Origin of the sequence: Kordiimonas lacus, assembly GCF_001550055.1 — a bacterium.
GTDB classification, from domain to species: domain Bacteria; phylum Pseudomonadota; class Alphaproteobacteria; order Sphingomonadales; family Kordiimonadaceae; genus Kordiimonas; species Kordiimonas lacus.
The window spans coordinates 142,709-165,699 of record NZ_LRUA01000002.1; the positions used below are offsets into that span (position 1 = coordinate 142,709).

The following is a 22,991-nucleotide window of genomic DNA, read 5'->3' on the forward strand; positions in this document are numbered from 1 at the left end:
TTACTCCTGACCGATCACGGGGGCTTGTTCTTCGCCATTATCCTCAAGCGGCTTGATGGCGAGAATGAGAATAACCGCAGGGAAAATTATGGCAACCACCATGATGGTCAGTGCTGTTAGTCCCATCAGAATAAAAGGTGCGACCAGCGCGGTGCCAACGGCGGCTATGCCCGTGGTGGCCAGAATGATAATGGCAGAAGCACGCTCATCGTCGCCGTGGCTGGCTGTCAGCGCGCGCACAAAGCCCGCACCACCCCGGATGCCTAGGCCCGTATTCAAGACCCAGAAGAGGGCCGAAAGGTGCATCGGGTCATTGACGCCAAAGAGCGCATAGCCAAGCAGCAGCAAGGTCCCCAGAAGGGACAGGCAGGTACCGGCGGTGATGACGGTTTCGGCGCCCCAGCGTTTAACAAGGTTGCCAGCAAGGTTGGCCGATACGATGAAGCAGCTGACGCCAATGAATTGCATCAGGATAAAGTCTTCAATGGTGCCGCCCATGGTCTGGATGATTACAGCAGGGGCAGAGAAGACGAAGGTTAGCAGTGCGCCCAAAATCAACGCGTGGCTAAGTCCATAGCGCAGGAACGTGGGGTTGGCGACAACCTTCAGGTAGCTGGAGGGTGCGTCGCCTTGCTTACGACCAATGTGGGGCAGGAGAGACGGCACAACAAACACAAGCAGGCAGATGGCAAGGCACAGGATGCCGGTGAGGTTGAATGACATTTGCCAGCCATAAGCTTTATGCAGCCAGGCACCGGCGATGGGCGCCAGTCCTGGCACGAGGGCCTCAATGCTGCCCATGGCGCCAATCGCGCGTACAGCTCCGAGTTCAGAGAACAAGCCCCGGATAAGGCCAGGCGCCAGCACGGCAGACCCGCTGGCAGCTGCGCCCTGAAGCAGGCGAAGGCCAATCAGCGCCCAGATGTCGTCGACCAGCGCTGAGGCAAGAGAGACGAGCGCAAAGGCGGCGAGGGAGGCAATGAACAGGCGGCGCCGGCCAAAATGGCTGGCAAGTGAACCAAACAGCAGAAGCCCGACCGTGGACCCGGCGACGTAGGCGGCCAGCACCATCTGTGCCGTGGCCTGGGTGGTGCCAAAAATTTGTGGCATGAACGGCACGGACGGCAGAACAAGGTCAATCCCCGCCAGGCCCAAGGTGGTGCCGGCGACAATTGTCAGGAAGGCCAGGATAGCCCTGGTGGGTGGATGGTCTTGCTGCTGTGGATTCACTGTCATTGCCCTTCTCCTTCGCGCCATTGTTGGCGTCGTTGGGCAAGGCTTATATCAGTAATTTAAATATAAAGAAATCTTTATATTACTTTACCCAGGCAGAATGCTTTAGCGGGGACGGCTGAACATAGCCATTCTTCACGATACAATCCTGGAACTGGTGAACCAGTTCAACGATCGTCTCAGGTGCTTCGATCTGCGGAAAATGGCCAATGCCAGGCAGACGAACCACTTTCATGCCGATTTCACGCTCAATGCCGTCAGCCGCGTGGGCGCCCGATACCGGGTCCGCCAGCCCATTGATCAACATCATGGGCGCGATGGTTTGCTTGAGGGCACCGACCCACCTGTTGGCGTGTTCCAGGCGTTCATGCATATAGCGGATGCGGCGGGCAAAGGCGCCGCGACCGTTCACACCCAGCATGGCGGGCCAGAATTCTTCAAGCAATGCACCAGAAGGCCGCGTGTTCGGGCCGAACACGTCTGCAAAGCCTGTCAGGAACTTCTTCTTGCTTGCGGACCGCGCGATCAGTGGCCCAGCCTTGCCAGCCAAAAGAGTCTGGACAGTACGCGGCCGGTGCAGATGTGGCAGCATACCACCATTCAGGAACAGCACGCTTTTGATGCGGAAGGAAAGCTTCCCTTCATTCTGGCGTGCCAGCAGTTCCTGGGTGACTGTGTCGCCGACATCGTGCGCCAGGATATGGGCTTCGCCAGCTTCGCGGTGGGCCATCAGGGCCTCAAGCATGTCTGCTTGATCCATGATAGAACACGTCTTTTTCCGGCTGTTCAGCGACCGGCCGTAATCCAGCAGGTCTGGAACGATCATGTGGAAGTCTTTGATCAGGTCCCTGGCGACCCACGCCCAGTCCCAACTGCATGTGGGGAAGCCGTGCAAAGTCAGCAGCACTTCACCGCTACCGCCACGCTGGTAGTAAACATGGTGATCCTGCCACTCGAAATACTTGCCGCATTTGCTCCATTTTTCGAGCGTCATTGGCGCGTGTTGCATGTTTCCATCCAGCCCATTTATCTTTATCGCTGGCGGGGACATACCCTCTAACGGCGCCTTTTGCCACCTTTTGGTCTCGTCTTGCGGTAAAAATCGGCGGGTTTGCCCTTCAGCCACTGGATAAACAGGCTGATTTCCTCCGATTGCCGCAGAGCCTCAATGGTTGAGAAGCGTCGTGCCAGCTCTTTCTCGTTAAATAGGGCGTGAATCTTGCGGTGGCAAATCGGATGCAGCGGAATGGTGTCCCGTCCGCCCTGGCTTTTCGGAATTAGGTGATGCATTTCAACGGCTTGGCCGAATGGGCGATCACATAACGGACATGTGTTTTTCTCTTCCATTGCTCTATATGTATACCGATTGGGAGCTTTATAAAGCCCGGATGGGGGCTTCGCATAGCGCTACATTTCGCAGCGGGCTGGATGTCAGCCAGCGTGTTGCGTATGATGCGCCAAAGCAAATGTAAAACAGGGGACAGGGATGATCAGGAAATTCGTCAGCCGTTTGGCCAGCACCAGCATGCGGGCCGGTTTGGGTGTGATTCTTTTAGCCAGCAGCGCTGTTGCAGAGCCGCTCGACTATTATCTTGTGACCGGCACGGATTATGACCAGACGGTGCTGAAGCCGGCGGAGGAGTTCGGCCACGATATTGGCGATCAGCCGATCCGGCACGACCTTATGGTCTCCTATATCCGCCAGCTCGCTGCCGCCAGCCCACGCATGATGGTGGAGACAATCGGCTACAGCCACGAACGCCGCCCAATCCTGTTTATTACAGTTTCCAGCCCTGAAAACCTGGCACGGCTTGACGATATCCGCGCGAACCATCTGCTCAGAAGCAATCCGGAAACCGCAGACCAGGCATCGGACGACCTGCCGGTTGTTACCTGGCTGAATTATGGGGTGCACGGCGCCGAAGCAAGCGGCATGGACGCGGCAGTTCCCGCGCTTTACCACCTGGCGGCGGCCCGCGGCGACAAGATTGATGAGACGTTGGAGAACAGCGTGATCCTGATCACGGCCATTTTCAACCCGGACGGTCACGCCCGCCGCGGCGCCTGGGTTACCCAGTATGGCTCTGAAGTACGGGCGACAGACCCTGAGCATGAAGTGCATAATCAGGTTTGGCCGGGTGCCCGTACGAACCACTATTGGTTCGACCTCAATCGCCAGTGGCTGTTGCAGACCCAGCCCGAAAGCCGGGCGTGGCTAGAACAGTGGCACAAATGGAAGCCTCAGGTGTCGGCCGATTTCCATGAGATGGGGCCCAACAGCACTTATTATTTCCACCCAGGCGTGCCAACACGAAAATACCCGCTGATCCCTGCCAGGGGGCGCGAACTTCTGGTGGAAATCGCCGGCTATCACCAGAAATCGCTCGATCAGGAAAAGTCTCTCTATTTCTCTGAGGAAGGCTTCGACAACTATTATATCGGTAAGGGGTCAACCTATCCGCAGGTCAATGGGTCTCTGGGAATCCTGTTTGAAGCCGGTGCCCAGATGGGTATCGCGCGCGAAAGCGACCAGGGCATCAAGACCTATGCGAAAAATATCCGCAATCATTTCCTGACCAGCCTTTCGACCATAGACGGCGCTGCGGCCATGCGCACCAAACTGCATGCTTACCAGCGCGAGTTCTATGAAACTGCCATGGCGGCTGCGAAAGATGATGATGTAACAGGCTATGTTTTCCGCGCACCGGAAGACCCGATGCGTGTTGTCAAATTCCTGGCGCTTCTGAAGCGGCATGACGTGACGGCTTATAAGCTGTCAGCTAGCCTGCGCGCGGGTGGCAAGACGTTTGGCGAAGACAGCTTCGTGGTTCCGATGAACCAAACCCAATACCGGATGGCCAAGGCGCTCTTTAACCGCATCACCGAATTTCCGGACAAGGTTTTCTATGACGTGTCTGGATGGACGCTGCCGCTGGCTTATGGTCTTGACTATGCACCAGTGGAAGCAAGCCTGCGCGGTAAACTCGCGGATGTTCCTTCGGATATGGCCATGCTGAAGCCAAGCTTCCCGTCAGACATTGCACCCTATGCCTATGTTTTCCATTGGTCTGATTATTACGCACCACGCGCGGTGGCCCGCCTGCTGGAGACCGGTGTTATGGCGCGTGTGTCGAAAGAGCCAATCCGCGTGCAGACTGCAGGTGGCGTCGTATCTTTTGATCGGGGCGCCATCATTGTCCAGCGTGACCTGCAGACCATGCCGATCGAGGAAATGCATGCGCTACTTAAGGAGGTTGGCGCAGATAATTATCTTCAAATCCACGCAGCTACATCCGGCCACACGCTGGACGCGGGCGCGGACCTTGGTGGGCGGAATTCTGTCGCGGACCTCAAGGCGGTAAAACCGCTTCTGGTGGTGGGCGGCAAGATGTCATCCTATGACGCGGGAGAGGTATGGCACCTTCTGGATCACCGGATGAATATGCCGGTGACGCTGGTGCGCCAGGACCGCCTCAAGGGTGTCGATATGCGCCGCTATACCCATCTTATCCTTGTGGGTGGACGTGGTGATGTGCTGCCAAAAGACATGGCCTCAGACCTGAAGGCCTGGGTGAAGGCGGGCGGTACCATCGTTGCATCCCGCCAGGGGGCTGACTGGGCGGCCAAATATGTCACGGGGAAAGACAAGAAAGCCGACAAGAAGGATGACGCAACACCGGAGCGCCTTGCCTACGCTGACAAAGGCCAGAAGGACGCCGAGCATGTGATTGGCGGCGCGCTATTTGAAAGCGATCTGGATATCACGCACCCGATGGGCTTTGGCCTGGTTCGGCGCATGGTGGCGTCTAACAAGAATACCAGCACGAAGCTGCCTGTGCCGAAGGACCCCTATGCCCAGGTGGCTGTCTATTCAGATAGCCCGCTGCTGTCAGGTTACGCGTCAGACCGGCGAATTGAGGAGCTCAAGGGCACGCCCATGATGACCGCTGAGCGCTTGGGGGACGGGGCTGTTATCCTGTTTGCTGATAACCCGAATTTCCGGGCGACCTATCTGGCAACGGAAAAGCTTTTCCTGAATGCGCTGTTTTTTTCAACGGCTTTCGACCGGTCTTATGCGGATGAAGCCGATGAGCAGGCTGTCGAGGAATAAAGGATAGGTTGTGACTTGGAGAAGGGGCTGCTTTCGCGGCCCCTTTTTCTATAGGTAACCAGCCTCCCTTAGGCTGCCTTCAAATGTTTTTGAAACCGGCACTGTCATGCCGCCCTTGAGGTGGATCAGATGTCGGCGACCGTCTTTCCTGACGCTCTCAATCATGTCCAGCGCGACCCACCAGGACCGATGTACTTGCAAGCCGCCAAAGCCTTCCAGTTCGGCCACGGCATCCTTCAGCCGCATGCGAACCAGCGTATCGCCTTTGTCTGTGTAGGCCCGAATATAGTGGTCTTCCATCTGCAGACACAGCAGGCCTTGTCCAAGCGGGGCGGGAAGACGGCGCAGGAACAGATACCCTGGCGGCGGGCCTTTCTGTTCGGGGGCGGGCTTTGGGCGGGTGATATGCACGACCATGCTGATCGCGGCGTTCGCCATGAAGGTGATGATCGAAACCTGGAAATACCAGATGATGAGATCCCAGGCGCTCAGGTCCTCATGGGTCAGGAACTTGATATAATAGTCGACCGTCGGTCCCGCTCCGGTATGCCTGACAGAATGATAATAGATGTCGATGGCGACGACCGTTACGTAAACGGGCGCCGAGAGGGCCATGGCATAGGCTGCCAGAAGCAACCCCGGCGATTTGGTGTACTTCATGATCCTCGGAAAGCTGAAACGCGCAACAGGCCCTGTAAGCACGGAGCCCAACAGCAAAAGGCTGACCCAATAAAGGACACGCCACAGACCTGACGGCATATCAGACGTGTCATAGGGCGCGATGAAAGCCAGAATCAGGCCGCAAGCGCCCATCATCGTGGTCTTTTGCAATTCTATTTTGGGGACCTTGGTGCCCCAAAAGGCGAAAAGCTCGTCCTGCGTCACGTCTGTTGCCTCATACCTGTCGCTTCCCTAATGCGACGGCATCATAGCCGGGTCGAAAACGAGCGCAAGCGGCAGGACTTGCAGCGGCGGGTAATTTCACGACGCGCGAATGCACAGGTTGGCCAGGTGCAGCAAATTCATGATCTGAATTGGCAATTTCGCGTAACAGGTTTTGACGGCTCTCGCCTGCATAAACAAGGTAGCGTTGTCGTTCGGGAGGCGCAGGCCATGAAACACAAAGCTTACTATCTGGTATTGGCCCTTGTGGGGTTGGGTGCGTTGATGGGGCTATGCCTTGTGGGATTGGCGCGTGTCATCTGAAGCGGGCACATGGATGACAAAAAAAAGGAAGTCACGATGATGAAAGCGAGATTGTTTGGAGTTGGAATGGCTGGTGCCGTGCTGGCCTGCACGGGTGCAAGCGCCCAGGAAGGCGGTCCGCCGAAATGGTCAGTTGGCGGCATTGGGCTTTATAGCACCAGCCCGTTCGCCCTCGAGGATGATGAATTCAACGCCTTCCCCTATATTGCCTACAGGGGCGACCGGTTCTTTATTGAAGGTACGGAGCTGGGTTTCCACCTGCTGAAGCCGGCAGAAGATGCAGATGCGGGTTTTTCCCTGGATGTGATCGGGTCGGCGCGGATGTTGCCGGGCTCCAGCCGTAACAAGGTCACTGCGGACCTTGGCCTCAGGGCAAGCCTTTCGGGCTCCTTTGGTACACTGTCGGCCACAGGCCTGCATGACGCAACGGACACTTCCAGTGGCATGGAGCTGAAGGCGGGTTACAGCTACACCTTCACGTCAGACAAGCTGTTCGTCACACCAAGTGTGGGTGTTAGCTGGCAAAATGAAGACCTGACCAATTACCTTTGGGGCACCACGGCCGAGCAGCAAGCCAAGATGATTGAAAAGGATCGGGATGTGATCCTGCCGGTGTTCCAGCCAAACACCAAAGCGCTGAATTTTGAGGCCGGTGTCACGGCCGTGTATCAGTTGAGCGACAGCGTGAACATGATCGCCTTCTCAAACGCCACTTACCTGGACAAGGATATCCGCATCAGTCCAGCTATCGACAAGCGCTATATGCTGACGTTCGGGCTAGGGGTTGCCTATAACTTCTAGGAGTCAGGCGTTGGTGGCGTCGGGCAGTTTGCCAAATGAGGGCTTGCTGGGCTGTTCGGGCAGCTCGGCAGGCTTGTCTGATACGCCGTAGACGCCAAGCAGCTCAATCTTGGCGCTAGCGATAGCGGTGTCGAACCGATGCGCTTCGGCTTCTGTTTCAAATCTGAAAACAATGCCAAGGCAGCGATGCTGCTTGGCGCCAGGCTCCAGCCAGACATCGATGATGTTGCTGACCTTGTCGGTCAGATTAAGAGGGTTAGCAGTCTTTAAACCCACGCGCGCGACATAAACCCCCTTGTCCCTGTTGCTGATAGTGGCGGACAGGAAGCGCCGGTATGGTTTGTTATCGAAATCCAAGCTGAAAGCGCAAGCGCTGGCTTCATCATGTGTGCGGATGTCGGAAAAGCGAACAGGTGCACTTTGAGCGACGGCATAGCCGTTTGTGCAATGCCCCATGATCTGGCGGTCGCTACGGCCCTTTTCCAGTCTCAGCCCGGCGGCACGGCATTCCTGCCATCCGGTTAAAGTGCCTTCCATTCCATCGGGGGTGTAGAACCGGTTGACCGCCTGTGTTTCTGGTATTGCAAGCGGCATCAAGGCCTCTGCAATACTGACACCGATGATCAATGTTAAAATGAAAAGGCCCTGAATGATGGCTTTGGTCATGGCTTGTTCCCCCAAGGTAATGGTTATTTACTTAGTGTAAAAATGTAAACAAAGGTTGAATGGGGAATGCATGTGCAGTTTTGGATATCCGGATGTTTTAGGCAGTGAAAGCCCGGTCACGACCGGAGCGTTTGGCTTGGTACATGGCTTCGTCTGCGCGTTCCGAGATAGATTTGGCGTCTTCATCAGGCTTCAGCATAACGACGCCGAGCGACATTGTTGTTGTGATCTTTCTTTCGTCATCAATGGATATAGACAGGTCATGGATAACGTCCAAAAGCCGTTCCGCAAGCTGTGCGGCTTGGTCGAGCGACGTTTGAGGCAGAAGAATTGCAAACTCTTCACCCCCGATACGGGCGAAAAGCTCGTTCTGGCGCAGGGCTGACGCGACAGATTCTGTCACAGCAACAAGGACGAGGTCCCCGGCGGCGTGGCCATAGGTGTCGTTGACCTTTTTGAAATGGTCCAGATCGAAAAAGATGAGCGACAAAGGTGTTTCGTGACGGCGGGCGTTAATCACTTCGGCGTCCAACCGGTCGCGGAAGTGCCTGAGATTATAAAGCCCTGTCAGGGAATCCCGAAGCGAGCGCTGTCGCATCAGGCCTTCCTGTTTTCCCACATAGAAACCGAAGGCGCTGAATACCAGCATCGTGCCAAACAGCATATACAGATAGAGCGGTAAATTTGCAGGGATGTCTGTCTGTAGGTCAACACCGCGGAATATTTGAATGACTGCCCAACCAAGTGGGGCGCCACTGCCCATGATCATGCCCTGCAGCGTCCGCCTGAAGATCACCCGGCGTGCTGTACGACTTGAAAGTGCATGCCGGTAATGCATGGTGCTTCCCTTCGGTTTCCCATTTCCCTCGGACGCTTTTAGCGCGGTCCAGTTGTGATACCAACCTTTAGTTTTCAGGTCTGAGCGGCACGGCAATCACGCCCGGCATCGTGAGGTGCCGTTGCATATCGCCGTCCTGGATCATGTCCTTCAGCGCTTTCGTCAGGGCAGGGATCTTGTCGGCGTGGCGGGGCTGCAGCAAATGGTAAAAGGGTTCGGTAGCCCAGCGCTTGCTCGTCAGCCGGTCAGCGCTGTCGCCGAACGCGTCGATGATGTTGGGTTCATGGGCGCTGCTGGTGGCATACACATGGATGCGGCCATGTTCCAGAAGCGCCTTTACCTGGCTGCCGCCAGAGATGGCAAAGGGCTTGCCGCCCATCAGGGGAATATGGGTTTCAAGCCACCTGAAACCGGCGCGGTAGCCGACAGTCAGACCGTTGAGGTCGGCTGGGTCGCCCGAGAAACCAGTGTCCTTGAGCCAGATCATGCGGGCTTCAAGGCCGAAGACGGCCTGGGGTACGATCTGCTGCTCAAGGCCGCGCGTGGCGATATATTCGGAGGGGCGGAACCAATCGCCGTCCAGTTTGCCATTCGCCATTAATTGCTCAATCCGCTTTGGTGTCATGGCGATGGAGATGGCGCACAACCCGGCGCGCTTGTACAGATCGGTAATGAGTTGCTCGTATGCGGGATAGTGAGGGCCAAGCGTCTCATCTGCGCCAAGTTTGAGGCAGTTTTCAGAGGCGCCATCGGATGACTTTACATCCCTCTGGGCGAAAGCTGCGCCGCCGAGCACATAAAGAGCAATCAGGCAGCACAGCATTTGTTTCATGGGGCCTACTCTTCTTCCGCAGGGGCCTTGTTGCCGGTCTCGCTGCGAAGCCAGTCGATAAAGTCCTGAACGCGTTCGTTCTTCAGCTTGTCTTCCGGGCAGACAATATAGTGCGCGAAGTTAATCGGTACGGCTTCGCCAAACGGCTTGATGAGCCGCCCGGCCCTCAGGTCCTCTTCTGCGATGGCGGAGCGTGCCAGCACCACGCCGCGCCCTGCAACCGCAGCTTCAATCGCCAGTGCGTGGTTGTTGAAGTGCAGCGCCGGCATGCCGTCGGGCATCTCGATCCCTGCTGCTTTCATCCACATTGTCCAGGTGGGGACGCTGTCGTCCTCCGCTGTGCTGTCATCATGGATCAGCGTGTGGCTGAGGATGTCGCTTGGCGTCGTGGCCACGCTCTTGCCTTCAAAGAGGCTGGGCGAACACACTGGGAAAACCGTTTCGCGCAGGATTTCCTCTTCATAGAGGCTGGTATAGTTGCCCAGGCCATAACGGATGGCGATATCAACATCTTCGGCCTTGAAGTCGGTGATCTGCATGGTGGCGGAGATTTTCACGATCGCATCCGGGCGCCGCTCATAATAGCTCGCGAGCCTCGGCACCAGCCACTTGCTGGCGAAGGATGGCGACACACTGACCTTCAACACATTGGAGGTTTTCGATTCCGTCAGGATATCGACAGCCTCTTCCATGCGCTCAAACCCCTCCTTGAGGGGGGCGAGCGACAGTTGCGCGGCCTCTGTCAGGACAAGTGATCGGTTGGTGCGACGAAACAGTTCTACCCCCAGGAAATCCTCAAGCGAGCGGATCTGCTGGCTGATGGCTGCAGGCGTCACCGACAGATCATCGGCGGCGAGCTTGAAGCTCATATGACGGGCGGCAGCATCGAAAGCACGGAGGGCATTCAAAGGTAACAGCGAGCGCTTCATAAACAAACCTGCGTTAGAAAAACTTAATCACCGCATCATAGGCACTTGTGACACAAGAGCAAAGATTTTCTTGATGAATTGGGGATTTTTTTGACCGGAATTCTGGACTTTCCGGTCAGGTTAACCCTTGGATAGAATGCGGCTGTTCTCAGCCAAGCTTAAGTGAATGCCACATTCGGTTTTGGCCTGGCCACGCCAGCGTCCCGCGCGTTCGTCTTCGCCGTCTGATACGCGGTCAGTACAAGGCATGCAGCCAATGGACGCGAAGCCTTCAGACACCAGCGGGTGGTCTGGCAGGTCCACGCGCTCCTTATAGTCAAGCACATCATCCTTGGTCCAGAACGCCAGTGGATTCACTTTCACGCGTCCGTCAGATGCCTCGAAATGTGGCAGCAGGCTGCGGACGCCCCCCTGGTAACGCTTGCGGCCAGAGCCCCAGCCTTCGAAGCCTTCCAGTACACGCGCCATGGGCGCCACTTTGCGGATATAGCAACATTTGTTCGGGTTCTGGTTCCAGAGCGCACCTTTCGGGTCATCCCGCTGTGTGTCATTCACATCAGGTGAGATGGAGCGCACGTCCGTAAGGCCGAGCAGGTCAATCAACTGATCCCGGTAGCGCTTGGTCTCGCCAAACAGTTTACCGGTATCAAGGAACAGCACCGGGATGTCTTTCGATACCTGGGACGCAATATGCAACAGCACAGCCGATTCCGCCCCGAAGGAAGACACCAGCGCGAAGCGGCGGCCGAAATATTTGAGCGCTCCGTCGATCACCTCTTCCGGCTCCACGTTGGCGTAGCGCGCGTCAAGATAATCCACTGCCGTGAGCGGATCAAAAAAATCAGCAGTCTTCAAGGCGGGGGCAGCGGTCACGATGCTTTCCTCTCCTGGTTTTTACCGTGGCGGGCATGCGCGAGCGAAACCTGGCCGGTATAGTCTGTCTGGTAGAAGGTATCGAAACGCTTGAGGGCAGCCTTGAAGGCGGCCTCGCGTGCGTCACTCACCTCGACCGTGTCAAAGCCTGCACGCAGCAGGAACAGGGCCTGATCCGGGATCACTGGGCCGGTGGCGCGGATTTCGCCCTTGAAGCCCAGATCCTTCCGAAGCCGCACAGCAAGGGAAAAGCCGCGGCCATCGCCGAAAGCCGGGAAGTCGATCACGACAAAGGCCAGCTTGTTCATCAGTGGCGCGAGGTCGGTATAGTTGGTGTCTGTGGCCAGCACCGCACCGACCGGGCCTGCGACCTTGAAGAAGTCGTCGCCTTCGTCCCGTAGGCGTGAGAGCGGTACAGCAACAGTCGCGCCCTCTGCCGGGGTCTGGTCTTCAGCGAGAACAGTGAAGTCCCCTGCCTGGATGCCTGTCAGATTAACGAGTGCCATAAACAGCCTCCTTGAATACGTCTGGGCCTACCCGGCGGTATGTCGCCAGGAATTCTTCGCCGTCGGTGCGTTCGCCAAGATAAACAGCGACCACTTTTTCAATGGCGTCGATGACGCCATTCTCGTCAAAACCCGGGCCGAGGATCGCGGCTTTGGATGCGTCTTCCGCGCCCGAACCGCCCAACAGCAGCTGATAGTTTTCCTCGCCCTTGCGGTCCACACCCAGGATGCCGATATGGCCTGCGTGGTGGTGTCCGCAGCTGTTGATGCAGCCGGAGATCTTGATCTTCAGGGGGCCGATATCCTGCAGCCGCTTGAAGTCGTCGAAACGCTTGCCGAGTTCCTGCGCCAGCGGGATCGACCGCGCGTTCGCGAGCGAGCAATAGTCCAGCCCAGGGCAGGCGATCATGTCTGTCAGGAGGCCCGCGTTCGGGATGCCGAGGCCAGCTTCATCAAGGTCGGTCCAGATGGCTGGCAGGTCCTTCTTCGCCACATGCGGCAGGATCAGATTCTGCTCGTGGCTGATCCGTAGCTCACCCTGGCTATATTCGTCCGCCAGCGCGGCCACCAGTTCCATCTGCTCAGCTGTGGCATCACCCGGAATGCCGCCGTGCGGCTTCAGGCTGATCGTTACATTCACATGGCCAGGCACCTTGTGCTGGTTGGTGTTGTTCTTGAGCCAAGCGCCGAAGATGAAGTTCTTCTTCGCCAGCTCATCAACGGCGGGAACATTGTCTTCGAGCACCTGAAGCGGTGGCGGCGCGAAGAAGGCCTTGATGCGAGCTGCCTCTTCCGCCGGGAAGTCGATCGGCAGGTCTTTGATCTTCTGCCACTCTTCTTCCGTCTGGCGGGCATATTCGTCCGCCCCGAGAGCGTCCACGAGGATTTTGATCCGCGCCTTGTATTTATTGTCGCGGCGGCCTTGCTCGTTATAAACGCGCAGGATGGCTTCCAAGTAACTCAGAAGATCTTTCTCTGGCAGGAAGTCGCGGATGGTTTTCGCGATTACCGGCGTCCGGCCCATGCCGCCGCCCACAAGAACTTCGAAGCCTACTTCGCCTGCGTCGTTCTTTTTCACCACCAGGCCAATGTCGTGCCACTTCACGGCAGCGCGGTCGATGTCCGCACCGGTGATGGCAATCTTGAACTTCCGCGGCAGGAACGAGAATTCCGGGTGGAAGCTGGACCACTGGCGGATCAGTTCAGCATAAGGGCGTGGATCAGCGATCTCGTCGGCGGTCGCGCCCGCGAACTGGTCGGTCGTCACGTTGCGGATACAGTTGCCGGATGTCTGGATGGCGTGCATTTCCACGTCAGCCAGTTCCTGCAGGATGTCCGGTGTGTCAGACAGCTTCGGCCAGTTATACTGGATGTTCTGGCGTGTGGTGAAATGGCCATAGCCTTTGTCATATTTGCGCGCGATATGCGCCAGCGTCCGCATCTGGTCGGCCGAAAGCGTGCCGTAGGGCACGGCAACGCGCAGCATATAGGCATGCAGTTGCAGGTACAGGCCGTTCATCAGGCGCAGCGGGCGGAACTCTTCTTCCGTCAGTTCGCCTTTCACGCGGCGCTCAACCTGGTCGCGGAACTCCGCAACGCGGGAGTTCACAAGGGCATGATCATATTTATCGTAAGCATACATCTCTGATCGTCCTTAAAGGTCGGTTTGTTCCCATGCCGGCGAAACCTGGTAACCCAGATCCGGGCGCACACTTGGGCCCTTTGCCTGCATGGCGAATTTCATATGAGCGGGGAACGGTTTGCCGTCGCGCTCTGTGGCGTCGATCACCTCGATCGACAGCACGTAATTTTCGTCTGCGGATTTTTGCGCCAGCACTTCAAGTGCTTCGACGCCAGCCTCATCAGCGGCGACAGCGGCGTCGCCCGCAACGGCGGACCAAGTGCCGTCGGCTTTCATGAATACCACGCGACCGTCCAGAAGGCGGTTCGCGACAATCATCTGTGGCCCTTTGATTTTTCTAGCCATCGTTAACTCCTGACAGTTACGCGGTTGCCTGCAGGCGACCGGATTCTTTTGCGGCCCAGGCGAGATCAGCGGCGTTAGAGACCACATCACCGATCAGCAGCAGCGCTGGGCTTTTCACATCATTTTTGGCAACAACTTCAGGCAGCGTTTCAAGCGTGCCATAGAAACGGCGTTCGTTGGCGCGGGTGCCGTTTTCAACCACGGCCACAGGGGTGGACGCCTTGACGCCTTCACCGATTAGGCCTGCCGAGATCTTTGGCGCACCCTTGACGCCCATGTAGATCGCCAGTGTCTGGCCGTCACCTGCGAGGCGCGCCCAATCCTTGTAGGCGCCGTCCTTCAGGTGGCCGGTAACCAGCGTGATGGAACTTGCGTGCGCACGGTCCGTCAGCGGAATCTGCGTGGTGGCGGCGATGCCTTGGAAGGCGCTGATGCCAGGCACCACCTCAACATGAATGTCGTGGGCGCGAAGCGCGTCCAGTTCTTCACCAGCACGGGCAAACAGCAGCGGGTCGCCGCCCTTCAGGCGCACAACGCGGCGGCCCTTGAGGGCCTCTTCAACAATCACACGATTGATGCCTTCCTGGCCGATGCCGTGGTCGCCTTCGCGCTTGCCAACGAAGATCAGGTCTGCGTCGCGGCGCGCGAGCGCCAACACGTCACGGCTCACCAGCCGGTCATAAACGATGACATCAGCCTGCTGCAGCGCGCGGTGCGCTTTGATAGTCAGCAGATCCGGGTCACCGGGGCCTGCGCCAACAAGCTGCACCTGGCCGGTGGTCGCACCCACGCGGTGGCTTTTCGCGGCCTCAAGCACCAGGCGCTCTACCTCATCCTGGTCAAGGTCGGCATAGGTGCCGGCGTTATCATAGAGGCGATCATAAAATAGTCTGCGGCGGGTTCCGTCAGGGATGATGGTTTTGACGCGAGCCCGGACAGCGCCCGCCGCAGCAGCAAGCACGCCAAGAGAAGGGGGCAGGAGTTTCTCAAGGCTGCTACGGAGGCGGCGCACGAATACAGGCGCGTCACCCCCGGAAGAGAAAGCCACCTGCAGCGGCCCGCGGGCGAACTGAGCTGGCGTGGTGAAATTCGATTTGGCTGGCTTGTCGATCACATTGACCGGCAGATTGCGGGTGTTAGCGAGCCGAAGGATACGCTCTTCTGTGATCTCGTCATCGGCGCCGATATAAACAAGCGTTTTGCCCCGGAGGTCATCTTCCGTGAACGGACGATCGTGAACCAGCAGGTCGCGGCCTGTGTCTTCAGGCAACAACCCGGCTTCCCTGAGCGCGTCCGTCGCACCTGGGGCAATCACACTGATGCGGGCTGCGGTTGGCGTGAACAGGCCAACCTTCGCCATTGCCGCCGATGTGGCGCCAACGATCAGGATGTGATGCTTTTCAGCGGTCAAAAAAACAGGGATGCTCGACATGGCCCTATACTCCTCGCGTCAATCTTGCACCCTTCAACTTCAAATCCTGCCAAGGGTTGAAAGGTGCTTCTTCAGTGGTTCCATACATAGGCGCAGCTGCCCAGCGAAACAAACGAGAAGAATTTAGGGGTATCAGTAGAAAATTTATACTCAAATAATGGTGATATTGCGCTTGATAAAAAATTAAATTCTAATTTTTGAGTTATATGGAAACGCTCGGTTTGAGAATTTTGGTTCAGTAGAATATACGGCGAAGGAAATGCGCAGGAATGAAATACCAGTGTTTAGGATATTTTTGTTCAGGTAATCTAAAGTCACTCTTGTGGGTCGGCTTATGTGGAAATATTTTCGCCGCTGATTCCGGTGGGGTCAGGTGAAATAGCCTGTCTCCAGCGTCAAAACAACAAGTTCCCAATTGGCAAGGGAGCGGAATTCTGGCAGCTTTTCCTGCGGGGAAAAGGGGAGACAAATCATGGGGTCCAGTCAGACTGGTCGTCGTTTTTATGTGGGGATGGGCCTTGCCCTGATCCTGCTATCCATTCTTGGTTTCACACCGTTCATGTATGCACGTTTCGCTAGTGGCGGGACAATGAGCATGGCGCTGGTGGCCCACGGCATCAGCTTCTTCGCCTGGCTCGCGCTATTTACCTATCAGGCATCGCTTGTACGCGCGAAAAACCTCAAGAAACATATGAAGCTTGGGCAGGCCAGTGTGGGGCTGGCGTTGATCGTGTTGGCCTCCGGCGTTGTGGTGACGGGCGAGGTGTTCGCCCGCGGTGACGCCAGTGCAACACCGTTTTCGCCTGAGCAATTCATTATGCTTCCGCTGATGGATATCACCATCTTCGTGGTCTATTACACGCTGGCGATCATGAACCGGAAGGTGCCCGAAACCCACAAACGGCTGATGCTTTTGGTCGGCATCATGATGATGGACCCGGCAACCGGACGGCTTGGGTTTACGCTTGGGTTCCCGCCCATTGGCATGCTGTTCCATTTTGGCCTGATCGCGGCCATGTGTATCTATGACCGGCGGACACTGGGGCAAGTTCACAAGGTTTCCTGGGTCGCGCTTGCCGTCCTGACGGCCCGCTACGCTGCCTTCTTTATCATCGGGCCAACCGAGGCGTGGGCGGCGTTCACCCACTGGCTGCTGGGATAGGTAATCTCCCTGTTCCCTTGATCGGGGCCAATGTGTATGAAGGGCATCTGATCAGGGGAACACAGTATGCATATCCATGAAGCCAGCTGGCAAAAAGCGCTCGGCACCGAATTTGACAAAGACTATATGCGGGCGCTTGCGGCCTTCCTGCAATCGGAAAAGGCTGCCGGGAAAACCATTTATCCAGCTGAGGAGAATATCTTTCACGCGCTTGAGGCGACGCCGATTGACGCGGTAAAGGTGGTGATCATCGGGCAGGACCCGTATCACGGCCCCGGTCAGGCGCATGGGCTCAGCTTTTCGGTGCAGCCGGGGGTGGATGTGCCGCCAAGTTTACGGAACATGTACAAGGAACTTGAAGAGGATCTGGGCGTCACACACCCGGGACACGGCTATCTGGAAGGCTGGGCCAAGCAGGGCGTGCTGATGCTCAATGCCGTCCTGACGGTGGAGGCCGCGAACGCCGGCGCCCACCAGAACAAGGGCTGGGAAAAGTTCACCGACCGGGTGATCCAGGTATTGAACGAGGCCCATGACGGAATCGTTTTCATTCTGTGGGGTGGCTATGCCCAGAAGAAGGGCGCCGGGATCGACAAGGATCGGCATCTGGTGCTTGAAGGCCCGCACCCGTCACCACTGTCGGCCTATCGCGGCTTCTTCGGCTGCGGGCATTTTTCCAAAGCGAATGACTATCTGACGGCGCAGGGCAAGGCGCCAATCAACTGGCAGCTAGCCCCCATCACCACACCGGGAGAGCAATTGGGATTGCTCTAGCTGGTTTCTTCCACAGTGGGCGGCATGGAAAGCGGCGCTTCCATGGCTTTGGCTTCCGCTGTGCCGATGTCGCTTCCGGGCCGGTCGGATTTCACGAACGGCCACCATAACTGGCTTTGCCAGCTATCGAGGCCTTCTTTGATGGTGCCATAGTAGGCGGGGCGCTTGTCCTTGTGAAACTCGACCGTGCGAAACAGCACGTCCCAGACCGACAGCAATTGACCATAGTTTCCAAAGGGTACACCGCCTTCGCCAAGACCGTGATGGCCGCGGTGCAGGCCGGGGCTGTTGATGACATATTCGCTCCAGTGATAAAGGCGCCCGATGACTGGTAGCCGGTAAAGTTTCTGGTCAAAGTCCAGCCCGTTATGTAGCCAGACATTATGGGCACCAACGATTGCGGCATTCAGCAAGAACGCTTCCCCGAGCCCCAGATAGACCATGAAAGCGCCCCACCAGGCACCGGGCTGGAACGTCAGCCACAGCCAGTTTTCCCGGAAGATGATGGAAACATTGTAAGTGGGGCTGGTGTGGTGGGTCCGGTGCCAGGGCCACAGCCGGGGCCATTCATGGGCCGCCCGGTGATAGGAATAATGCAGGAAGTCGTCCGGCAATGCGACCAGAAGGAAGGCGGCCCAGAAGGGCACGCCGGTAAGGGCGCCCTGATAGCCGGGCAGGGCCAGACTCCCGATCATGGCCGCCATAAGGACGATGCCGGGATTGATCAGTATGGTGAATTGGCCGATGCTGATGACATCGATAAACCAGTCATCGCGTCGGCGTTTCAGCCTGCCATAAAGCCCGGTGAACAATTCGGCCAATCCGAAAAGCAACATGAAGCCCACAACGGCATAGAGGGGAAGCTGATCGTTGATTTCCATGAGCGTTTGTTCCTTTAATGCATATATGCACATTAATGCACTTATATGGGTAAAAAAAGTGTCAGCAGCAGTCCAGTGCCATACAGCGTTTAATGGTTTGGGTGATGGCTTCGAACCGTTCGATAAACTGATCACCCTGAATGGTGTAAATGCGGTGGCGCCCGTCTTTTCGCATGCTGACAACCTTGGCTTCTTCCAAAATCGACAGATGGCGCGAAATCACGCTGCGGTCCTGCGGCAGGTCTTTCGCGATGGTGTGGATGTCTGCTTCACGCACCATGATCAGCTTCTTCAAGATCTCAATGCGCACGGGCTCAGCCAGTGCCTTGAAGAAGGTCGAATCCATCTGTTCGAACAGGGTGTTGACTTCAGTTTCTGCGTTCATGACTTTTTATGTGCATATTTATGCACATAATGTCAAGGGGAGGATGATTGCCTTTTGCGCGCAGATGAGCCGGGTCAGCCGGCTGGTTCTGCTTCAGCTTCTTCTTCCTCATAGGGCATGTCTTTGAGGATGGCTTCGCCCTTGACGTACCAGGAAAGCCCGAACGCCCAGACCGAGATTGTCTCCAGCCAGAACGTGGGGCTGTAGGCCTCGATCGCGGCTATCTGTTCGGTGCGGAGAATATATTTCCCCAGGATCAGATACACAGCGCCCAGCCCGATCATGGACAGCATGGTCCAGCCGCACAGGCGGTAGATCTTGTTGCGGCGGCGCTTCTGCAGGGTCGGTTCCGCATCAGAGGATTTGGTGAAAAGGCACAGACAGAAGTAGGCCAGTATCAGGAAGAAGAGAAGCGAGAAGAACCAGTGCAGATAGCTTGAGATGCCGAAAGGGATGCCGGCCAACACGTCTTTGGTTTCAAGCGTGGGGAAGATGGCAGTGCCCGCTGCCGCCACTGCGGCGATATTGCCTGCGGCATTGTCGGAAATATAATACCAGGGTCGCCTGGCGGCCTGTTCGGGTGTGTCTTTATAACCCTGGTAGGCATAGAGAAAAATGGCTTCGGCGCACAAGACGCCAACGAACACATCGCCCATGGGCGAATGATAATATTGGCTGATCGACAGGCGCATGATATCGCCACCAAGGTTGGCCATGTCCCCGAAGAGAATGCTGCCCACAACCAGGATGATGGGGAACAAAAGCCCCAGCCGGCCTATGGCCCGCCGCATGCTCATATAATGTAGGATTAATCCGTCAGAGTGCGCCATGGAAACCTCCCCGTTTCATGTGTCGAAGCACTCTGAACGAAGAGTATAATACACGGAATGCAGGCAACCGCCAATCGGGCGATTGCCTGTGTCGCAAAACGCTATCCTGCGATTTCTGTTAGCAGAATGTGCCAGTGCTCCAGCGCGTCATAGAAGGCCTTGACGGGAAGGCGCTCATTCAGGCCGTGGGCATAAACGTCGCTGCCCTTCATGAAGATGCCTGATACGCCGTAGCTGTCCATGCCGGCCGCGCGGAAATGCATGCCGTCGGTGCCACCTGATTCCATATAGGGCACGATTTCAACACCGGGATGCAGGGCATGAACGGCCTTGGTCAGTGGGCCGATTACATCGTCTCGCAGCGGCGATGCCGGGCTTTCTGTCGGCTCATAGGTGACTGTCCAGTTGATGGCCGGGTTGCCTACGACCTCCTTCAGGGTGTTGAGAGTGTTCTCGACACCAGCGCCGGGGAAAATCCGGCAGTTCACAGTCGCTGTGGCCGTCTGGGGCAGGGCGTTTTCTGCGTGTCCGGCTTTCAGCATCGTCGCCACACATGTGGTGCCCGTGGTGCCGACATATTCGGGGTAGGACCGCAGGGTTTTGACCGCCCAAGCATCATTGGGGTTCTTGGCGAAGGTCGCCATGGCTTTTCCCAGATCCCCTTCTGCCTGATCGGCAGACTTGCGAAAAAAAGTGCGGGTCAATTCACTGGAACTCACCGGGAATTGATAGGCCTGAATCTTCTTCAGGGCGTCCGCGAGATCATAGATCGCGTTGTCGCTGCGGGGCCGGCTTGAATGGCCGCCCGGATTGGTGACGGTCATCTCGAAAGTGACATAGGTTTTCTCGGCCGCCTGCATATTGTAGCTCAGTACGCTGCCGTCCTCCGCCAGCGCCCCGCCGCCCGCGTCGGCTATCAGCACAAATTCTGCACCTGTCAGGTCGCGGAAGTCATTAGCCAGTGCCTTGGTTGTCACCATGCCGGTTTCTTCGTCGCCCGAGAAGGCGATGATCAGATCACGGTTTGGCACAAATTCCTCAGCCTTCAGGCGTAGGAAATTGCTGGTCAGCGACGTGATGCCCATCTTGTTGTCAGCGGTGCCGCGGCCAAAGAAATAGCCATCCTCTTCAATAAGGGTGAAGGGGTCGCGTTCCCAATCTTCCGGGTGGGCATCCACTACATCCATATGTGCGGACAGCAGGATCGGCTTCTTACCGGACGAGCCATCGCCGCGGTAGCGCACGATCAGCGCTGCGGTTTCGCCCATGTCCTTGATGTGTATGTCCGCTTCATCAAAGCCTGCGGCCTTGAATTCGGCAGCCAGATAGTTGGCCAGCTTTGGCACATTGCCAAAGCCCTCGGCTGTGCGCATGGAAATGGCGGTACGGTATATTTCCAGTGCCTTCTGTTCATGCGCGGTGGGTGCATCCTGGCTGGCGTGCGCCAGCGGGGCCAGAAGCGTTGCCGCAAGGGCAACTGCTGTCAGTGTCAGTTTCATTTTGGGCGTCCCTCTTTTATCCTCACTCAAAAAGAACGTAGCTTAACAAGCGTTCAGGAACACCATAGAAATTCTGGGACTGAGTATAAGTTGTTTGCCTGGCTGAATGCACTCCCATGCGACTTTCGTCCAATTGAATGCCAGAGTCCGGCATGCTAGGCCTTGCCTGTTCAGCAAGTCGGAGAGCATCTCATGTTTCACATTATTGATCCCCTGCTGTTGCCAGAGGAAGTGGCGCGCCTGCAGCAGTTGGCCTCAACGATCAAGTTTGAAGATGGGCGGCACAGCAATCTGGGCTTCTCGAAGAAGAACAATCTTCAGCCGGATCATTCAGATGAAGGCTACAAGGAAGCCGCAAATATCGTTCAGACCGGCTTGTCAAGGAATGAGTATTTTCGCGACTATTGCATTCCCAAGTCCATGGCCATTCCGATGCTGACCAAATATCAGCCAGGCATGAATTACGGCGAGCACATCGATAACGCGACACTGCCCTATCGCCCCGTCATCCGGTCAGACATCAGCTGCACGGTATTTGTGTCAGACCCGGAAAGCTATGAAGGCGGAGAGCTGAATGTGCGTCTGGGGGACAAAAACCTGCAGATCAAGGGCAAGGCCGGGTCTGCAGTCATTTACCCCAGCACCACCTATCATCAGGTTCTGCCTGTGACGAAGGGGGAACGCATTGTGTCCATCACCTTCATTGAGAGCATGGTGCGCAGTCTGGAACAGCGCGAGATTCTGGTGGAACTAACCGAGTTCCTGCACGCGAACGCCGCCAAGGTGGGATCAGACGAGCAGATGCGCCTTGAATATGTACGCCAGAACCTGACCCGCATGTGGAGCGGTACCTAGCCTTCAGCTGGCATAACCAAAAGCCCGGAGCGCATTTGCCGCAAGGTCATGCGTGCGCGCAAAACTAACCAGCCAATTCATGCCCTTGGCGATCTCGCTGCGGTTTTCCGCGCGGGACGCCGCCAGACGGTCGCGCCGGTCGGTCGCGGAAAAGGCATAGTCCGTGGCTTTCGAATAGCGCCCCAGCACGGGGTTTACGAGGGCTGTCGCGATAGTCTGTTCACCGGCTGGGTGGCCAAAATGTTGACTCAGTGCGATCAGTGTTTCGGCGGGGTCTTTCAGGTAGCGGTCAAAATCCACACGCAGCATGCGGTCGCCTGCCACGTCGGCTGCCTGCTGCATGTTGGTCATTTCTGCCAGATATGTCATGGCGCCCAGCTCGCCCGGCGAAAGGGATGAAAGCGGCGCAAGATCGGCTCCTGTGGCCTCCATGAGGGAGACCATCCGCGGCTTGGCACCACCCGCGAGATCGGTGATATAAGCCGGCGCGCCCAGTACCGTGGCCAGATACACCTCAGGTGCCATCGACAGGCACACCGCTCGGTCTTTTGGAAAATGCGCCAGCCAAGGCGCAGCCATTAAGCTGCAGAAGCTGGTAGTTTTTACGATGCTGGTGCCTGCGGCCCCGGGTGTGCGGGCCCAAAGCGCGCGCAGGGCCGCCATGTCTTCCAGAAGTGCCGCTTCGGTTTTCTGGGTCCAGGGGGCGGTTCGGTCAGTCCAGGATATGGCCAGATCCCTGAAGGGCAGCGGTTCGCGCAGGCAAAACAGGCCGTTCAGAAGCCCCAGAGCCCGGGAAATGAGCGTTGAGCCGCAGTGACCGATGTGGAAAATCAGACCAAGAGGCGATGCGTGGCTGGACAAGGCTTCTGCCCTTACCTGATCCCAATCCTGCCAGCTGCCCTGCATGCCGGGGCGGATGGCGCGTTGGTCCAGGAAAGCGGCATCCTGGTAAAAGGCCGGGTCAGCGCCAAGCAAATACACCTGATTAGCTCCCCAGTTCACCTGAAATGGGTATTGATTGGTGCTGTCCATCAGGTTTGAAAAATCCTGCATCGCCGTCCTTGGGGTCATCGCTTGTGGCGGGGGTGTGTTCAGGCGGCAGGATAGGTGGGGAGTGGCGAGACCACAATATGCGGATGGTTTATGGAGCTGGGGGAGTGGGAGGCGATGCTGTCGCCTCCCACAATGGTT

Annotated in this window: 23 protein-coding genes; 5 read left to right on the top strand and 18 right to left on the bottom strand. The window is 57.0% G+C overall.

Annotated features, from left to right (window positions below; translation table 11 throughout):
* From KORLAC_RS01820 to KORLAC_RS01830, 3 genes are all read right to left on the bottom strand, one after another.
* On the bottom strand, nt 1-1,236 hold the full coding sequence (locus tag KORLAC_RS01820) for an MFS transporter (RefSeq protein WP_068301990.1): 1,236 nt from the start codon (nt 1,234-1,236) through the stop codon (nt 1-3).
* A gap of 79 nt (nt 1,237-1,315) precedes the next feature.
* Nucleotides 1,316-2,242 (bottom strand): alpha/beta fold hydrolase, encoded by a 927-nt coding sequence (locus KORLAC_RS01825; RefSeq protein WP_068301993.1) that lies wholly within the window; start codon nt 2,240-2,242, stop codon nt 1,316-1,318.
* Nucleotides 2,243-2,289: 47 nt separating this feature from the next.
* Nucleotides 2,290-2,580: an HNH endonuclease signature motif containing protein gene (locus tag KORLAC_RS01830; RefSeq protein ID WP_068301996.1), complete on the bottom strand. Its 291-nt coding sequence runs from the start codon at nt 2,578-2,580 to the stop codon at nt 2,290-2,292.
* A 139-nt stretch (nt 2,581-2,719) separates the two neighbouring features.
* Between KORLAC_RS01830 and KORLAC_RS01835 the strand changes: the two genes are divergently transcribed.
* A complete protein-coding gene (locus tag KORLAC_RS01835; RefSeq protein ID WP_068301998.1) occupies nt 2,720-5,344 on the top strand; it encodes a M14 family zinc carboxypeptidase in 2,625 nt (874 codons plus the stop codon).
* Between the two features lie 48 nt (nt 5,345-5,392).
* Here the strand turns inward: KORLAC_RS01835 and KORLAC_RS01840 are convergent, their stop codons facing one another.
* Nucleotides 5,393-6,229 (bottom strand): LytTR family DNA-binding domain-containing protein, encoded by an 837-nt coding sequence (locus KORLAC_RS01840; RefSeq protein WP_068302000.1) that lies wholly within the window; start codon nt 6,227-6,229, stop codon nt 5,393-5,395.
* Nucleotides 6,230-6,616: 387 nt separating this feature from the next.
* Here KORLAC_RS01840 and KORLAC_RS01850 point away from each other — a divergent pair, with 387 nt between their 5' ends.
* Nucleotides 6,617-7,351, top strand: coding sequence for a MipA/OmpV family protein (locus KORLAC_RS01850; RefSeq protein WP_160328574.1), 735 nt, complete (start codon nt 6,617-6,619; stop codon nt 7,349-7,351).
* A gap of 3 nt (nt 7,352-7,354) precedes the next feature.
* Here KORLAC_RS01850 and KORLAC_RS01855 read toward each other — a convergent pair whose 3' ends face one another.
* From KORLAC_RS01855 to cysG, 9 genes are all read right to left on the bottom strand, one after another.
* The gene (locus tag KORLAC_RS01855) at nt 7,355-8,017 is read right to left on the bottom strand and encodes a hypothetical protein (RefSeq protein WP_068302005.1); all 663 of its coding nucleotides are present in this window, start codon (nt 8,015-8,017) and stop codon (nt 7,355-7,357) included.
* 97 nt (nt 8,018-8,114) lie between these two features.
* Nucleotides 8,115-8,855, bottom strand: a complete 741-nt coding sequence (locus KORLAC_RS01860) for a GGDEF domain-containing protein (RefSeq protein ID WP_068302010.1) — start codon at nt 8,853-8,855, stop codon at nt 8,115-8,117.
* Between the two features lie 67 nt (nt 8,856-8,922).
* A complete protein-coding gene (locus tag KORLAC_RS01865) occupies nt 8,923-9,687 on the bottom strand; it encodes a type 2 periplasmic-binding domain-containing protein (RefSeq protein ID WP_068302013.1) in 765 nt (254 codons plus the stop codon).
* Nucleotides 9,688-9,692: 5 nt separating this feature from the next.
* Nucleotides 9,693-10,616, bottom strand: a complete 924-nt coding sequence (gene gcvA, locus KORLAC_RS01870; protein WP_068302016.1) for a transcriptional regulator GcvA — start codon at nt 10,614-10,616, stop codon at nt 9,693-9,695.
* Nucleotides 10,617-10,736: 120 nt separating this feature from the next.
* On the bottom strand, nt 10,737-11,489 hold the full coding sequence (locus tag KORLAC_RS01875) for a phosphoadenylyl-sulfate reductase (protein WP_068302017.1): 753 nt from the start codon (nt 11,487-11,489) through the stop codon (nt 10,737-10,739).
* The gene (locus tag KORLAC_RS01880) at nt 11,486-11,995 is read right to left on the bottom strand and encodes a DUF934 domain-containing protein (protein WP_068302018.1); all 510 of its coding nucleotides are present in this window, start codon (nt 11,993-11,995) and stop codon (nt 11,486-11,488) included. Before KORLAC_RS01880 ends, KORLAC_RS01875 begins: the two co-directional genes overlap by 4 nt.
* Nucleotides 11,982-13,637, bottom strand: a complete 1,656-nt coding sequence (locus KORLAC_RS01885; RefSeq protein ID WP_068302019.1) for a nitrite/sulfite reductase — start codon at nt 13,635-13,637, stop codon at nt 11,982-11,984. Before KORLAC_RS01885 ends, KORLAC_RS01880 begins: the two co-directional genes overlap by 14 nt.
* A gap of 12 nt (nt 13,638-13,649) precedes the next feature.
* Nucleotides 13,650-13,982, bottom strand: coding sequence for a DUF2849 domain-containing protein (locus KORLAC_RS01890; protein WP_068302024.1), 333 nt, complete (start codon nt 13,980-13,982; stop codon nt 13,650-13,652).
* 16 nt (nt 13,983-13,998) lie between these two features.
* A complete protein-coding gene (gene cysG / locus KORLAC_RS01895; protein ID WP_068302027.1) occupies nt 13,999-15,414 on the bottom strand; it encodes a siroheme synthase CysG in 1,416 nt (471 codons plus the stop codon).
* Nucleotides 15,415-15,886: 472 nt separating this feature from the next.
* Between cysG and KORLAC_RS01900 the strand changes: the two genes are divergently transcribed.
* Both KORLAC_RS01900 and ung read left to right on the top strand, forming a co-directional pair.
* Entirely contained in the window at nt 15,887-16,576 is a 690-nt protein-coding gene (locus KORLAC_RS01900; RefSeq protein WP_068302030.1) for a hypothetical protein, read from the top strand.
* Between the two features lie 66 nt (nt 16,577-16,642).
* The gene (ung, locus tag KORLAC_RS01905) at nt 16,643-17,350 is read left to right on the top strand and encodes a uracil-DNA glycosylase (RefSeq protein ID WP_068302033.1); all 708 of its coding nucleotides are present in this window, start codon (nt 16,643-16,645) and stop codon (nt 17,348-17,350) included.
* Here the strand turns inward: ung and KORLAC_RS01910 are convergent.
* The 4 genes from KORLAC_RS01910 to KORLAC_RS01925 all read right to left on the bottom strand — a co-directional run bounded on the left by KORLAC_RS01910 (nt 17,347) and on the right by KORLAC_RS01925 (nt 20,945).
* Entirely contained in the window at nt 17,347-18,231 is an 885-nt protein-coding gene (locus tag KORLAC_RS01910) for a sterol desaturase family protein (protein WP_068302035.1), read from the bottom strand. The genes ung and KORLAC_RS01910 overlap by 4 nt on opposite strands.
* 61 nt (nt 18,232-18,292) lie before the next feature.
* Nucleotides 18,293-18,616: an ArsR/SmtB family transcription factor gene (locus tag KORLAC_RS01915; protein WP_068302036.1), complete on the bottom strand. Its 324-nt coding sequence runs from the start codon at nt 18,614-18,616 to the stop codon at nt 18,293-18,295.
* 74 nt (nt 18,617-18,690) lie between these two features.
* On the bottom strand, nt 18,691-19,446 hold the full coding sequence (locus KORLAC_RS01920; RefSeq protein ID WP_068302039.1) for a DUF998 domain-containing protein: 756 nt from the start codon (nt 19,444-19,446) through the stop codon (nt 18,691-18,693).
* A gap of 101 nt (nt 19,447-19,547) precedes the next feature.
* Nucleotides 19,548-20,945 (bottom strand): M20/M25/M40 family metallo-hydrolase, encoded by a 1,398-nt coding sequence (locus KORLAC_RS01925; protein ID WP_068302043.1) that lies wholly within the window; start codon nt 20,943-20,945, stop codon nt 19,548-19,550.
* 192 nt (nt 20,946-21,137) lie between these two features.
* Between KORLAC_RS01925 and KORLAC_RS01930 the strand changes: the two genes are divergently transcribed.
* A complete protein-coding gene (locus tag KORLAC_RS01930; protein ID WP_068302046.1) occupies nt 21,138-21,800 on the top strand; it encodes a Fe2+-dependent dioxygenase in 663 nt (220 codons plus the stop codon).
* A 3-nt stretch (nt 21,801-21,803) separates the two neighbouring features.
* Here KORLAC_RS01930 and KORLAC_RS01935 read toward each other — a convergent pair whose 3' ends face one another.
* Nucleotides 21,804-22,853, bottom strand: coding sequence for a hypothetical protein (locus KORLAC_RS01935; protein WP_068302051.1), 1,050 nt, complete (start codon nt 22,851-22,853; stop codon nt 21,804-21,806).
* Nucleotides 22,854-22,991: the final 138 nt, after the last annotated feature.